We start from the raw sequence: 13,485 nt of genomic DNA on the forward strand, positions 1-13,485 counted from the left end.
CAGACCCTGTTACCAAAGGTAACGGGAAAGCGCGGGCGGGCCGCCCTCCCGAACGCGAACCGCCGCCCCACCGGCGGGTGAACCCACACCGGACGGGGCGGCGGCTCGGCGACGACGGGGAGCCGAAGGGGCTCCGCGGCTCAGCGGCGGACGGTCAGGCCCACCTTCTGGAACTCCTTGAGGTCCGAGTAGCCGGTCTTGGCCATGGCCCTGCGCAGCGCGCCGAACAGGTTCACGGTCCCGCTCGGGTCCGAGGACGGCCCGAACAGCACCTTCTCCAGGTCGTGCCCGGAGTCGCCGAACCCGATCACCTCGCTGCGCGGCAGCGACGGGTGCGCCGCGGCGGAGGTCCAGTACAGGCCGTGCCCGGGAGCCTCGCTCGCGTCGGCCAGCGCCTCACCCAGCATCACCGCGTCCGCGCCGCAGGCGATCGCCTTGGCGATGTCGCCGGAGTGGGTCAGGCCGCCGTCGGCGATGACGTGCACGTACCGACCACCGGTCTCGTCCAGGTAGTCCCGGCGGGCGGCGGCGGCGTCCGCGATCGCGGTGGCCATCGGCACGCCGATGCCCAGCACCTGGTCGGTCGTGGTCGCCCGCGACTCGCCGTACCCGACGATCACGCCGGCCGCGCCGGTCCGCATCAGGTGCATCGCGGTGCGGTAGTCGCCGACACCGCCGGCGATCACCGGCACGTCCAGGTCCGCGATGAACCGCTTGAGGTTCAGCGGCTCCCCGTCCCTGGCCACGTGCTCGGCGGAGATGATCGTGCCCTGCACGACCAGGATCTCCACGCCGGCCGCCAGCAGGTCCGGCGTCAGCTCCTCGGCGTGCTGCGGGCTGACCCGCACCGCCACCGTGACCCCGGACTCCCTGACCTGCTTGATCGCCTCGGTGATGAGGTCCACCCGCACGGGCGCGGAGTGCAGCTCCTGGAGCACCCGCACCGGCGCGTCCGGGTCCTCGTCCTCCTCGGCCGCCCGCACCACGCGGAACAGGGCGTCCTCGACGTCGCTGTGCCGCGCCCACAGGCCCTCGGCGTTGAGCACGCCCAGCCCGCCGAGCTCGCCGATCCGCACCGCCGACGCCGGCGACACCACCGCGTCGGTCGGGTGCGTGATCAGCGGGATCTCGAAGCGGTAGGCGTCGATCTGCCACGCCAGGGAGACGTCCTTCGACGAGCGGGTGCGCCGGGACGGCACGATCTCCACGTCGTCCAGGTCGTAGGCCCGCATCGCGGTCCGACCCATCCCGATCTCGACCAGATCGCGCACGTCTCCCCTTCCCCGCCGCGGGGCGCGGCGGTTCCTCGTGAGTCAGCCGGCAGGCAGGCTACGCCGTTTCGGCGAACGACCGTCAGCGGGTCGTGTAGTTGGGGGCCTCGACCGTCATGGTGATGTCGTGCGGGTGGCTCTCCTTGAGCCCCGCCGCCGTGATCCGCACGAGCTGGGCCTCCTTGAGGTCGGCCAGCGTGGCCGACCCGGTGTAGCCCATGCCGGAGCGCAGGCCGCCGACGAGCTGGTGCACGACCTGGGACAGCGGGCCGCGGAACGGGATGCGCCCCTCGATGCCCTCCGGCACGAGCTTGTCCTCGGACAGCACGTTGTCCTGGAAGTACCGGTCCTTGGAGAAGGACCTGGCCTGGCCCCTGCTCTGCATCGCGCCCAGCGAGCCCATGCCCCGGTAGGTCTTGAACTGCTTGCCGTTGACCAGGATCAGGTCGCCGGGGGCCTCGGCGGTGCCGGCGAGCAGGCTGCCCAGCATGACGCAGTCCGCGCCCGCGGCGATCGCCTTGGCGATGTCGCCGGAGTACTGGATGCCGCCGTCGCCGATCACCGGGACGCCGGCGGGGGCGCACGCCTGGGCCACCTCGTAGATGGCCGTGATCTGCGGCACGCCGACGCCGGCGACCACGCGGGTGGTGCAGATCGAGCCGGGGCCGACGCCGGCCTTCACGCCGTCGGCGCCCGCGTCGACCAGCGCCTGCGCGCCGGCCCGCGTGGCCACGTTGCCGCCGACGACGTCGACCGAGTCGCCCAGCTCCTGCTTCAGCTTGGCCACCATGTCCAGCACGTTGCGCTGGTGACCGTGCGCGCTGTCCACGACGAGCACGTCCACGCCGGCGTCGACCAGGGTCATCGCCCTGGTGTAGCCGTCGGCGCCCACGCCGACCGCGGCGCCGCACAGCAGGCGGCCGTTCCGGTCCTTGGTGGCGTTGGGGTACTGCTCGGTCTTGACGAAGTCCTTGACCGTGATGAGGCCGCGCAGCTTGCCGGCGCCGTCGACGATCGGCAGCTTCTCCACCTTGTGCCGCCGCAGCAGGCCCAGCGCGGCCTCGGCCGTCACCCCGACCTGCGCGGTGACCAGCGGCATCGGGGTCATCACCTCGCGCACCGGGCGGGTGTGGTCCACCTCGAAGCGCATGTCGCGGTTGGTGATGATGCCGACCAGGGCGCCCTCGGCGTCGGTCACCGGCACGCCGGAGATGCGGAACCGCGCGCACAGCGCGTCGACCTCGGCCAGCGTGTCGTCGGGGGAGCAGGTCACCGGGTCGGTCACCATGCCCGCCTCGGACCGCTTCACGACCTCGACCTGCGAGGCCTGGTCCTCGATCGACAGGTTGCGGTGCAGCACGCCCATCCCGCCCTGGCGGGCCATGGCGATCGCCATCCGCGCCTCGGTGACCGTGTCCATGGCCGAGGACAGCAGCGGCACCTTCAGGCTGACGTTGCGGGACACCCGGGTGCTGGTGTCCACCTCGCTGGGCACCACCTCGGACGGGCCCGGCTGGAGCAGGACGTCGTCGAAGGTGAGACCGAGCATCGCGAACTTGGGCGGGACGCCGTGAGCGGTGAGCTCGCTGGTCATGGCGGGTGGCTGGCCTTTCGTGGGCGCCGGACGCACGGATGGCGGCCGGATCCTCGTTCGGGTGGTTTCGGGCAGGTCAGGCGCCGGTCCACCCTTGGCGGGGCGGATGCGTCCATGCTAACGGGACCGGCGCGGCGGTCATTCCGGCCCGCTCCCGCGGGCGCCCCGCCCGTCATCCCCACAGGCGAGGCACGGGACTCATGTCACCCTCGCCCGGCGCGGCGCCCGGCGGGGGCGCCCGCGCCCGGCCGCCGCCCGAAGGTGAGAGAAACCATGGTCACCTCCGGACAGCCGCGGTGCCGAGCGGGACACCCGCACCCGTTCGCTGTCCGAAGGTGAGGAAAAACCATGGTCACCTCCGGACAGCTCTCACGTCGCCCGGTACGGTGCGGTCCCGTGCCGCACGATGCCTTGCCCCCTGACCCGTTCGCGGGTGACCCGGACGACCCGGCCCGGGCCTTGGCCGGGCAGGACGGCGACGAGCCCTGGGAGCCGCTCGGCGACGAGGAGCGCGCCGAGTTGCTCGCCGACCTCACCGACCTCGCGGTCTACCAGGCGTTGTTGGAGCCGCGCGGGGTTCGGGGAATCGTCGTGGACTGCGCCGACTGTGGCGAACCCCACTACCACGACTGGGAGCTGCTGCGGGCCAGCCTCCAGCAGTTGCTGTCGGACGGGCACATGCGACCCCACGAGCCGGCCTACGACCCGGACCCGTCGGCCTACGTGAGCTGGGAGTACTGCCGCGGCTACCACGACGGCGTCGCCTCGGCCGAGAGCAACCGCTAGTCGTCCCGCACGCGGAAGACGCGGCACGGGCCGGCCGGTGGCTGGCTAGTTCGTGACCCCGCTCTGGACGCTCTGACCGCCCTGGTTCGGGCTCTGCCCACCGGTCTCGTTGCCGCTGCGGGAGCCGTCGGTCGTCCCCGTCCCGGTGCCCGTGCCCTGGTTGCCGGTCCCCGGCGGGGAGGTGGTCGGGTTCCCGCTGCTCGGCACCGGTGTGCTCGACGGCAGCGGGGTGGTCGTGGTGACCGGCGCCGGGCGCGGGGTGCTCGTCTCCGGCGTGCTCGGCGCGGAGGGCGTGGTGCTCGGCGCGGGCGTCGGCGGAGGGGTCTGTCCGCCGGTCGGGCTGGCGCCGGGGTGGGTGCTGGGCGGGTGGGGGGCGCGGGTCCGCAGGGCCTCGACCAGGGACTCGTGCCTGGCGGTGAGGTCGTTCCTGCCGTCCTCGGTGTTGACCACGCCAAGCTGGGACTCGACCCGCTGGAGGACGTCCCTGGCCTCGGCGATGCGGCCCCCGGCGAGCAGCGAACGCGCGGTGTCCAGGTCGGCCCTGACCGACGCGGCGGCCTCCACGGAGCGGGCGTGCTCGGAGTAGAGGACGCGGGTCAGGCCCCACAGCGGGTCGCCGGGTCTGGCGTCCCTGGCGACCACGCCGACCCCGGTGAAGGCGATGGCCAGCACGGCGGCGGCGCTGGCCAGCGGGACCAGGAGCCGGTGCCGGCGGCGGGGGGCGCGGGCCGCGGCGATCACGGAGGCCGCGGTGTCCACGTCGACCAGCTCGTCGAACGGCTCGCCGTCGACGTCGCGCCGCCAGGACAGCAGCAGCGTGCTGAGCTCCTGGTCGGCGAGCTGGCCGTCGACACAGGGATCGGTGCCGCCGAGCGCGTCGAGGAGGGCGTCGTCGGCCTGGATCAGGGAGAGGTCGGCCAGGTCCGCCCCGTCGGTGTCGTCGGTGTCGTCGTCGTCAGTGCCGTCGTCGGCGTCGGCTCCGGTGTCACGGCCGGCTCTGGCGCCCCGGACGACGTCCCGGTCGTCCTCGGGGGCCCTGGCGTCGTCGCCGACGTCCGCACCGTGGTCGGGGTCGGCGTGGGTGCCCGTTGCGAGCTCGCCCCGCTCCCGGGGCTCGACCTCGTGCTCGTCGTGCCGTCTGGCCACTCAGACCACCTCCTCCGCGGCGAGCGTCTTGCGGAGCCGGGCCAGCGCGCGGTGCTGCGCCACCCGCACGGCCCCCGGCGTCGAGCCGACCGCCTCGGCGGTCTCCTCCGCGGACAGCCCGACCACCACCCGCAGCAGGAGGATCTCCCGCTGCTTGGGTGGGAGGACCCGGAGCAGGTGCGCCATCCGCTCGGAGAGCTCTCCCTGCATGGCGCGCTGCTCGGGGCCGGCGCCCAGCTCGGGCGCGTCCGGCACCTCCGGCACCGGCTCGGAACGGTTGCGCGCCGCCGAGCGGTGCGCGTCGGCCACCTTGTGCGCGGCGATGCCGTACACGAAGGCCAGGAACGGTCGGCCCTGGTCTCGGTAGCTCGGCAGCGCCGTGAGCACGGCGAGACACACCTCCTGGGCGACGTCGTCCGCGGACGTGAACGATCGTTCCTGCCTACCAACGCGGGCACGGCAGTACCGCACCACCAGGGGACGGATCGTCGCCAACAGACGCTCGATCGCCTGGCGGTCGCCCTCGACGGCGGCGCCCACGACGGCGTCCAGCCCGTCCCCCGTGTTGGTCATCGCAGACAGCAGCCCTGGTGTTACGCGTAGGCGGACCGACGATGACCGGCTCGGAGGGGTAACCCTCTCGTTGCCGGTCGTGTTCACCGTACCGGGCAGCACTGACTGGTCGGTTGTTGGGAGCCGATCGACACCCGGACGCCGGCTGGGATCCCGCTCACATGGTCCAGTGCGCCGTTCCGCCGGCACGGCCGGCGAGCGTGGGCACCCGTCCCGGGAAAAGGGAGACACTCACGAGGACGCGCCGGGCCGCGCGACGTTGGTCGCCGCGGTCCCCGGATCACACCCGCGACCACGGTCGACCGCCCGCGCGCCCTCGTCCGGCCGACGCCGCCACGAAGCGGACGCCGCGCGTCAGAGGGTTCGTCGGTCGTCGCGAGGTCGGAGGTCCGAGATCCGGGAGGCCGTGGTCGCCGTCGTCGCGGGAACCGCCTCCCAGGGCCCCTCCAGCGCGCCGAGGCGGCCCGCCGCCCCACGCGGACCGTTCTGGAGGATCGGCCGACGACGACGCGGACGCCCCTCGTGTCGACGGGTCCCGGACCGGGGGACCGGGTGTGGTCCTCCGCGCCCGGCACCGCCCCGACGCGCGCGCTCCGCCGTCGCCGTGCCGTCGCCCGCCGCCGCGTCCCCGCGACGACCTCGGGGCCCCTGGCCCTCGGGTCGCCTCCTCGGGTCGAGGTCGGCGAGCGTCGTTCTCGTCGTTCTTCCGTTGTTCGTTGCTGTGCCCGGCCCGGTTCGGCCCGGCTCATCGTCGGCGCTCGGCGCGGCCTGCCCACTCCCCGCCGACCAGACCGACCCGCGACCCGCTGAGGCCGCCGTCGCCGTGCCGTCGCCCGTCGCCTGCCGCCGCGACGACGAGGACCCGCGCAGCGGACAACCGCGCCGGTCGTCACGGGTGCCGGACACTCCCCGGCCACCCGCGGTCGACCCCGTCCGCCGCCGGACCTCCCGCCACGACGCGGCCCCGTCAGGAGACGAGGCCCCGCCGGAAGCCGTGGGCGACCGCCTGCGCCCGGTCCCGCACGCCGAGCTTGCGGAACAGCCGGCGGGCGTGGGTCTTGACCGTGTCCTCGGACAGGTACAGCTCCCGTCCGATCTGGCCGTTGCTCTTCCCCTGGCTCATGCCCCTGAGCACCTGGAGCTCCCGCTCGGTGAGCTGGACCCCCGGGTCGGAGGGCTGGCGAGGGGCGGGCACCGAGGTGCTGGCGAGCGTGTGCGCGAGGGCGGCGACCAGCTCCGGTCGCGAGGCGTCCCAGCGGAGGTAGCCGCGGGCGCCTCCGGCGATCGCGGCGGCGATGCTGCCGGCGTCGTCCGGCGCTCCGAACACGATCACGTTCGCCTGCGGGTGCGCGGAGACCAGCCGCCTGGTCGCCTCCACTCCCGTCGGCACCGCCCGCTGTGTGCCCACCAGGACGACATCGACCGGCTGCCGGGAGTAGCGCGCCAGCAACTCATCACCGTGCGCGACACAGTCAATCCTGCTCACCCCCGGTACGGCCGACATGACACGGGTGAGGCCCTCCCGGACGCTGCGCCGGTCATCGCAGATCAGGACCGTCGTCACGGGGACTCCTTCCTGCAGCCGAGTGACGTTCCACCTCCCCTATCGGACGCCGGGAGCCGAACCTTGACACGATCCGGTGCTTAATCCGTCAAGAATCGTTTCGCCGCCCGTTCGGGGTGGGTCACTGGAACGGAGCAAATCTGAGGGTAACCACGAAGAGGCCTCCGCGAGGAGTCTGGCGCGGGCGTCGGCACGGCGAAGGACAGTCTGGAGGGCGCCCCGTGCGAACGGGGTGAAACGCGCGGGGTCGCGGCCGGGCAGACCGGCCAGGACCAGGGCGGACGGCCAGACGAGCGGGAGCAGGCCGTGCCGGAGGGCCTGGTCGAGCGCCCGCTCCAGCAGCTCGGCTCCCCCCGCGTCGCCGGCGGTCGCCATGGCGACGCCCAGGACCAGGTGAGACTTGGCCTGGTGCCGGATCGAGGGACACTCGGACGCGCGAACCGCCGCCCGTTCGGCGCAGGCAATTGCCGCGTGGGGGTTGCCGCCAGCGAGCGCGATCTCCGCGCCCACCCAGTCACGGCGTATTGCGCACCGCGAAGAAACGTGATCAACGGCTCCGGCGGCGGCGTGCAGGCGCCGCGCCTCGTCGACTCGACCCAATCCGACCGCGTCGGCCGCCAGGCCCACCAATGCGTCGACGCGGGCGTCATCCGAGTTGATTTCAGGAAATTCGACTGAATGGCGGGCGACCGTTCGCCAATTCTCTTCCGCCATTCGTCGTAGCGCCTGCCCGTCCAGTGTTCTGGCGGCGGCGTGCGCGCCGAGTTGGCGGCGGTGGGACGCCAGGGTGACCCCGACCATGGCGGCGAGCACCGGGTCCGGGTGCGCCAGGAGCCCGGACAACGCGGTGGCCGCGGCGGCGTACCACCCCTGACCGCCCAGGGCCACCGCGGCCAGCCAACGCCGTCGAGGGTCGGCGGACCGCGCGTCGGCCCACACGTCGGCGTCGGGTCGGTCCCCGAAGGCGGCCCGGCGAAGCTCGTCCATGACGGCATTGTGGTCGCCGCCCCGGACAACGCCCGCCGCGCGACCCGGCGTCGGCGCGGCCCGGCCCGCGCCGCCCCGCTCTCAGGTCCGCGCCAACCCGTCCGTCGCGACGCCACGCGGGCCGAGGACCGCCTGTTCGACCCGGTCCGCCGCGGGGCCGAGCGCCTCCAGGACCTCGACCTGCGCCGGGGCCAGCAGCGGCTCCCACCCCGGTCCGCCGGCGAACACCCGGACCCGTTGCCGGGTGCGGGGCACAGCCGCGAGCAGTCGGGGGTCGGCCTGGTGCGGAAGCTGCGCCCACAGCACCACGGCGGCGGGGGCCGTGCGCCGCACCGCGGCCACCAACGCGTCGACGGGCAACGCGGGGCCGAGCATCAACGAGCCGACGCCCCGGAGGGCGAGCGCGGCGGCGAGCGCCCGCAACGGCAGCACGTGTTGGTCCTCCGGCACGCAGGCGAGCAGCACGGGGCGCGGGTTGCACGGCGGGGGCGCGGACGCGGTCGCCCTCGCGAGCGCCGTCATCACACACTCGTTGAGCATGTGCTCCACCGCGACCCCGGCGCCCGAGTGCTCCCAGCGCTCCCCGACGGCGGCCAGGACGGGGCGGATCACGCCGTCCCACGCCCCGACCACGCCATCCTCCGCGATCGCGTCCGCGACGAGGTGGAGCGCCGCGGCGGCGTCCATCGCCAGCGCGGCGCGACCGAGCCCCCTGGCCCGACGGCTCGCGCCGGGCAGGCGCAACACCCGCCCGCCGACGCCCGCTCCCGCGTCGGGCTCCCCCTCGCCACCGGCGAGCAGCAGCGGTTCCGCGCCGGGCGACGGCCCCACGGCCTCGACCGGCGGCCGCCCGACCGCGGTGGCCGCCTGGAGCGCGGGCAGCGGGGAGGTCAACGCGTAGCGGGCGGCCTCGGCCGGCGAGGCCCCCCGCAGCAGCGCGTGCTGCATGAGTTCCAGCCGCGCGACGTCCTGGGGCCCGTACCGGCGGTGCCGCCCGCTGGTGTGGTCGCTGGGCCCCAGGCCGTAGCGGCGGTCCCAGGTGCGCAGGGTGGCGGGCGCGACCCCGAGCCGCCTGGCGACCGCGGCCACGGTGAGCCGCGGCTCACTGTCGCGTCCGGTCTCGGGACCCGTCCCGCCCATCCCGGTGCCGGGGGGTTCCACCTCGGTCGGCTCGGGGAAGTCCGCCATGCCCACGACGTCGTGGTGCGTGTCGCCAGCCGTCGCCCCGTCGTGCGTCTCCGGCTGCGTCGTCACGCGGGACATGGTCCGGGTGACCCGGCCGGGTGGCAACCCGGACGACCGGATGCGCCCCGTGTGGCCCAGCGCACAGCGGGACGAGTTGAACAACTTCTGACGCGAAAGGTCTTGAACAAGTTTTGACGCGGTTCTACCGTGAGTCCTGGTTGGAACAGCGAGACCTGCTCGCAAGGTCGGGAGACAGCCGCGAGACCGGCTCACGGCGTGGAGGGACGGGGATCGCGGGCCCGCTGGCACGGTCAAGCCGGATCAACACCGCAACCGAAGGTGGGGCACCGACACGGTGAGGAGGTGGTCGCGGTGGCTGACACCCGACGACTCCCCGGACCCAACGCGGATCTCTGGGACTGGCAGCTCCGCGGCTCCTGCCGCGGGATGGACAGCGCGTTCTTCTTTCATCCTGACGGCGAGCGGGGACCGGCACGGGCCAGGAGGGAGGCGAGGGCGAAGGCGATCTGCCAACGATGCCCGGTGCTGGAACAGTGCCGGCGCCACGCGTTGGCGGTGCAGGAGCCCTACGGCATCTGGGGCGGCCTGTCCGAGTCCGAGCGGGACTCGATCATCAAGGCCAGGAAGCGGCAGCTCGCGCTGCGGTGAGCGACCGGAACCGGGACTCGCGGGGGGCAGCCCCGGCGACGGTCACGGCGAGGGGGCGGGAGCCGGACTCCTTGGGGGAGGAGCCCGGCACCGCCCCCTCGTCCTGTCCACCGACCCGCCGCCGCGCGCCCTGTTCCGCGCGTCGACGGAGGTCGGCGTCGGCGGAGCCGACGAGGAGGGAGGGACCGATGGTGGCGACACCCGCCCCGCTGTCCGCGCTCGCGTTCTGGGCGACGAGGGACCGGTACGACCACGACTACGACGAGGCCTGGGGGTGGGGCGCCGCGCTCGGCGCGGGAGTCGGGGCCCTCCTCTACCTGGTGCTGCTGATCATCACGGTGGTGAGCGTCCTGCGCTCCCCGATGACCGCGGGGAGGAAGGTGCTCTGGGTGCTGATCGCCCTGTTCTTCCAACCCCTCGGCATCCTGCTGTGGTTCGCCGTGGGGCGGCCCGTCGCGCACATGGTCCCCTCGACGGTCACGCTCTCGTCGCCGCCACCGCCCGGCGCGGCGCCGCCCGCGCCGCCCTGACACCCGTCAACCCGTAGGCCGGTCGACGCGGGGCCGCGCGGGCGCTCACCTCAGGCGTCGGTCTCGTCCCTGGCCAGCGCCTCGAACCTCCCGGCGACGGCATCGACGAACGCCAACGACTCGGTCTCCGGCAGGGCCGCCGACCACAGCCGGTCGAACAGCTCCGTGTGGTGGCGGGCCGACTCGGCGCCCTCCACCGCGACGCCACCGCCCGCGACGTCCCGGAAGACGATGCCGCCGGTGGGCCGCGTGGCCAGACCGGGGACGTCGAGCAGGACGAAACCGGTGTCGGCGACGACCTCCTCGGCGACGGCGAACGGCAGCACCCGCAGGGCCACCGTGGGCAACCCGCACACCTCGCGGAGATGGCGGAGCTGGCCGCCCATCACTCCTGGGCCGCCGACCGCGCGGTGCAGGACGCCCTCGTCCAGCACGACCGCCGCGCGCAGCGGCTGCTCGTCGGTGAGCATCCGCTGGCGGGCCATCCGGAACTCGACCCGCCGCTCGACCTCGTCGACGGGCAGGCCCGGCCGGGCCGCGCGCACCACCGCCCGCGCGTAGGCCGGGGTCTGGAGCAGGTCGGGCACCCACAGGGCGTCGTAGGCCCGCAGGCGCTCCGCGCCGGCCTCGATCTCGACGTAGGGTCCGTCGATGACGTCGTGGTACCGGCTCCACCACGCCTTCTGCCGGGACCGCCCGGCCAGGCCCACCAGGAACTCGGTCTCCTCCCCCGAGACGCCGTACAGCGCGCAGAGGTCCCGGACGTCGCACGGCCCCACGCCGATCCTGGCCCGCTCGATGCGACTGATCCTGGACTGGGAGCAGGCGAGCCTGGCGCCCACCTCGACGGTGGTGAGACCGGCGCGCTCCCGGTGCCTGCGCAGCTCGGACGCGAGCCGCCGACGGTCGACGGCCGGGCTCTGGCGTGTGGTCACCGAACACCTCCAGTGCTGATCGCCGGTCCTCGATCGCGAGAGTGTTCAACCGCGCGCGCCGCGCCACAAGCGTTCTGGTGTCACTTGATCGGGTAATGCTCGGCCGGTGGCCCCGACCGAGGACGGCTGTCCGAGGACGAGCCGGGGTCCCGACGGCACCGCGCCCGACGGCAAGGGGCCGGCTCGCGTCGCGAGCCGGCCCCTCGTGCCGAAAGGCGTTCCGGTCCCGGTCAGTGCCGGTGGCCGTGCCCGTGCCCGTGGCCGTGACCGGCCTCGGGCTCCTCCTCCTTCTTCTCCACCACGGCGCTCTCGGTGGTCAGCACCATGCGCGCGATGGAGGCGGCGTTGGCGACCGCGGAGCGGGTCACCTTCACCGGGTCGACGACGCCGATCTCCAGCAGGTCGCGGTAGACCAGGTTGGCCGCGTCGAAGCCGTGGCCCCACTCCTGCTCCCGGACCTTGGACACGACGACGGCGCCCTCCTGGCCCGCGTTGGCCGCGATCCAGAACAGCGGGGCGTTCAGCGCCGAGCGCAGGACGCGCACGCCGATCGCCTCGTCACCGGTCAGGCCGAGGTCGTCGTCCAGCGTCTTGGCCGCGTGCACCAGCGACGAGCCGCCGCCGGGCACGATGCCCTCCTCGACCGCGGCCTTGGTCGCGGCCACCGCGTCCTCGATGCGGTGCTTGCGCTCCTTCAGCTCGGTCTCGGTGGCCGCGCCAACCTTGATCACCGCGACGCCGCCGGCCAGCTTGGCCAGCCGCTCCTGGAGCTTCTCGCGGTCCCAGTCGGAGTCGGTGGTCTCGATCTCCCTGCGGAGCTGCTCGGCCCTGGCCTCCACGGCCGACCGGTCGCCGCCGCCGTCGACCAGCGTGGTGGTGTCCTTGGTGACCACGACGCGCCGGACGCGGCCCAGCGCCTCCAGGTCGACCTCGGCCAGCTTCATGCCGACCTCGGCGGCCACGACCTGGCCGCCGGTGACGATCGCCAGGTCGTCCATGAACGCCTTGCGCCGGTCGCCGAAGTACGGCGACTTCACGACGCAGACCTTGATCGTCTTGCGCATGGCGTTGACCACCAGGGTGGACAGCGCCTCGCCCTCGACGTCCTCGGCCACGATCAGCAGCGGCTTGCCGGTCTGCATGACCTTCTCCAGCACCGGCAGCAGGTCGGCCAGCGCGGAGATCTTCTCCCGGTGCAGCAGGACGTAGGCGTCCTCCAGCACGGCCTCGGCGGCCTCCGGGTTGGTCACGAAGTACTGCGAGACGTAGCCCTTGTCGAACTGGACGCCCTCGGTGATCTCCAGCTCGGTGGTCAGGGTCGAGGCCTCCTCGACCGTGATCACGCCGTCCTCGCCGACCTTCTCGATCGCCTCGCCGAGCAGGGCGCCGATCGTCTCGTCCCGCGAGGACACGGTGCCGACCTGGGCGATGTTGTCCCGGCCCTTGACCGGGGTCGCCTTGGTCTTGAGGGTCTCCACCACGGCGTCGGCCGCCGCCTGGATGCCCCGGCCCACCGCGGTCGGGTTGGCGCCGGCGGCGATGGTGCGCAGACCCTCGCGGACCATGGCCTGGGCCAGCACGGTGGCGGTCGTGGTGCCGTCGCCGGCCACGTCGTTGGTCTTGGTGGCGACGTTCTTGGCGAGCTGGGCGCCGAGGTTCTCGAACGGGTCGTCGAGCTCCACCTCGCGCGCGACGGTCACGCCGTCGTTGGTGACCGTCGGCCCGCCGAACTTCTTGTCCAGCACCACGTGCCGACCGCGCGGGCCGAGCGTCACCTTCACCGCGTCGGCGAGCTGGTTGACGCCGCGCTCCAGCGACCGGCGCGCGTGCTCGTCGAAGCTGATCTGCTTGGGCATTGCCTGCCTTCCTTGTCACCCGTGACGCGACCGCCCCGGGACCCCAGACGGGGCCGCCGGGGCGGTTCACGCGGTCAGCGGGACGTCACTTCTCGATGACGGCCAGCACGTCGCGGGCGGAGAGGATCAGGTACTCGTCGCCGTTGTACTTGACCTCGGTGCCGCCGTACTTGGAGTAGATGACGGTGTCACCCACGTTGACGTCCACCGGAACCCGGTTGCCCTTGTCGTCCACGCGACCCGGGCCCACCGCCAGAACCTTGCCCTCCTGGGGCTTCTCCTTGGCGGTGTCCGGGATGACGAGGCCGGACGCCGTCGTGTTCTCGGCCTCGCTCGCCTGGACGAGGATCTTGTCCTCGAGCGGCTTGATGTTCACGCTCACCGGTGTG

Annotated in this window: 13 protein-coding genes; 3 read left to right on the forward strand and 10 right to left on the reverse strand. The window is 73.7% G+C overall.

The genetic code is table 11. The annotated features are described in order from the left end of the window. Positions 1–140: 140 nt before the first annotated feature. Both LX15_RS19415 and guaB read right to left on the reverse strand, forming a co-directional pair. Positions 141–1,271: a GuaB3 family IMP dehydrogenase-related protein gene (locus tag LX15_RS19415; protein WP_253671044.1), complete on the reverse strand. Its 1,131-nt coding sequence runs from the start codon at positions 1,269–1,271 to the stop codon at positions 141–143. Between the two features lie 82 nt (positions 1,272–1,353). Beyond that, on the reverse strand, positions 1,354–2,865 hold the full coding sequence (gene guaB / locus LX15_RS19420; RefSeq protein WP_253671045.1) for an IMP dehydrogenase: 1,512 nt from the start codon (positions 2,863–2,865) through the stop codon (positions 1,354–1,356). Between the two features lie 348 nt (positions 2,866–3,213). Here guaB and LX15_RS19425 point away from each other — a divergent pair, with 348 nt between their 5' ends. Beyond that, positions 3,214–3,651 carry a DUF5319 domain-containing protein gene (locus tag LX15_RS19425; RefSeq protein ID WP_253671046.1) on the forward strand — a complete coding sequence of 146 codons (438 nt, stop codon included), beginning with the start codon at positions 3,214–3,216 and terminating at the stop codon, positions 3,649–3,651. A 45-nt stretch (positions 3,652–3,696) separates the two neighbouring features. Here LX15_RS19425 and LX15_RS19430 read toward each other — a convergent pair whose 3' ends face one another. The 5 genes from LX15_RS19430 to LX15_RS19450 form a co-directional block, all read right to left on the reverse strand. After that, a complete protein-coding gene (locus tag LX15_RS19430; RefSeq protein ID WP_253671047.1) occupies positions 3,697–4,797 on the reverse strand; it encodes an anti-sigma-D factor RsdA in 1,101 nt (366 codons plus the stop codon). Beyond that, positions 4,798–5,370 carry a sigma-70 family RNA polymerase sigma factor gene (locus LX15_RS19435; protein ID WP_073479280.1) on the reverse strand — a complete coding sequence of 191 codons (573 nt, stop codon included), beginning with the start codon at positions 5,368–5,370 and terminating at the stop codon, positions 4,798–4,800. A 967-nt stretch (positions 5,371–6,337) separates the two neighbouring features. Further along, positions 6,338–6,934, reverse strand: a complete 597-nt coding sequence (locus LX15_RS19440; protein WP_073479281.1) for a response regulator transcription factor — start codon at positions 6,932–6,934, stop codon at positions 6,338–6,340. Positions 6,935–6,973: 39 nt separating this feature from the next. Further along, on the reverse strand, positions 6,974–7,921 hold the full coding sequence (locus LX15_RS19445; RefSeq protein ID WP_253671048.1) for a hypothetical protein: 948 nt from the start codon (positions 7,919–7,921) through the stop codon (positions 6,974–6,976). An 81-nt stretch (positions 7,922–8,002) separates the two neighbouring features. Next, positions 8,003–9,175, reverse strand: coding sequence for a MerR family transcriptional regulator (locus LX15_RS19450; protein WP_372502758.1), 1,173 nt, complete (start codon positions 9,173–9,175; stop codon positions 8,003–8,005). 303 nt (positions 9,176–9,478) lie between these two features. Between LX15_RS19450 and LX15_RS19455 the strand changes: the two genes are divergently transcribed. Both LX15_RS19455 and LX15_RS19460 read left to right on the forward strand, forming a co-directional pair. After that, positions 9,479–9,775 (forward strand): WhiB family transcriptional regulator, encoded by a 297-nt coding sequence (locus LX15_RS19455; protein ID WP_253671049.1) that lies wholly within the window; start codon positions 9,479–9,481, stop codon positions 9,773–9,775. 188 nt (positions 9,776–9,963) lie between these two features. After that, positions 9,964–10,305, forward strand: coding sequence for a PLD nuclease N-terminal domain-containing protein (locus LX15_RS19460; protein WP_253671050.1), 342 nt, complete (start codon positions 9,964–9,966; stop codon positions 10,303–10,305). Between the two features lie 50 nt (positions 10,306–10,355). Here the strand turns inward: LX15_RS19460 and LX15_RS19465 are convergent, their stop codons facing one another. From LX15_RS19465 to groES, 3 genes are all read right to left on the reverse strand, one after another. Next, positions 10,356–11,240 (reverse strand): helix-turn-helix domain-containing protein, encoded by an 885-nt coding sequence (locus LX15_RS19465; RefSeq protein ID WP_253671051.1) that lies wholly within the window; start codon positions 11,238–11,240, stop codon positions 10,356–10,358. 230 nt (positions 11,241–11,470) lie between these two features. Then, complete coding sequence (groL, locus tag LX15_RS19470; protein WP_253671052.1) at positions 11,471–13,096, reverse strand: chaperonin GroEL; 1,626 nt, start codon at positions 13,094–13,096, stop codon at positions 11,471–11,473. An 85-nt stretch (positions 13,097–13,181) separates the two neighbouring features. Continuing rightward, positions 13,182–13,478, reverse strand: a complete 297-nt coding sequence (gene groES, locus LX15_RS19475) for a co-chaperone GroES (RefSeq protein WP_073479286.1) — start codon at positions 13,476–13,478, stop codon at positions 13,182–13,184. Positions 13,479–13,485: the final 7 nt, after the last annotated feature.

This window comes from Streptoalloteichus tenebrarius (assembly GCF_024171885.1).
In the GTDB taxonomy this organism is placed as follows: Bacteria; Actinomycetota; Actinomycetes; order Mycobacteriales; family Pseudonocardiaceae; genus Streptoalloteichus; species Streptoalloteichus tenebrarius.

Bases quoted from the DNA above. Each gene is read 5' to 3' on its own strand.
- guaB (WP_253671045.1), bottom strand. From the start codon at position 2,865: ATGACCAGCGAGCTCACCGCTCACGGCGTCCCGCCCAAGTTCGCGATG.
- LX15_RS19425 (WP_253671046.1), top strand. From the start codon at position 3,214: ATGGTCACCTCCGGACAGCTCTCACGTCGCCCGGTACGGTGCGGTCCC.
- LX15_RS19435 (WP_073479280.1), bottom strand. From the start codon at position 5,370: ATGACCAACACGGGGGACGGGCTGGACGCCGTCGTGGGCGCCGCCGTC.
- LX15_RS19445 (WP_253671048.1), bottom strand. From the start codon at position 7,921: ATGGACGAGCTTCGCCGGGCCGCCTTCGGGGACCGACCCGACGCCGAC.
- LX15_RS19460 (WP_253671050.1), top strand. From the start codon at position 9,964: ATGGTGGCGACACCCGCCCCGCTGTCCGCGCTCGCGTTCTGGGCGACG.
- groL (WP_253671052.1), bottom strand. From the start codon at position 13,096: ATGCCCAAGCAGATCAGCTTCGACGAGCACGCGCGCCGGTCGCTGGAG.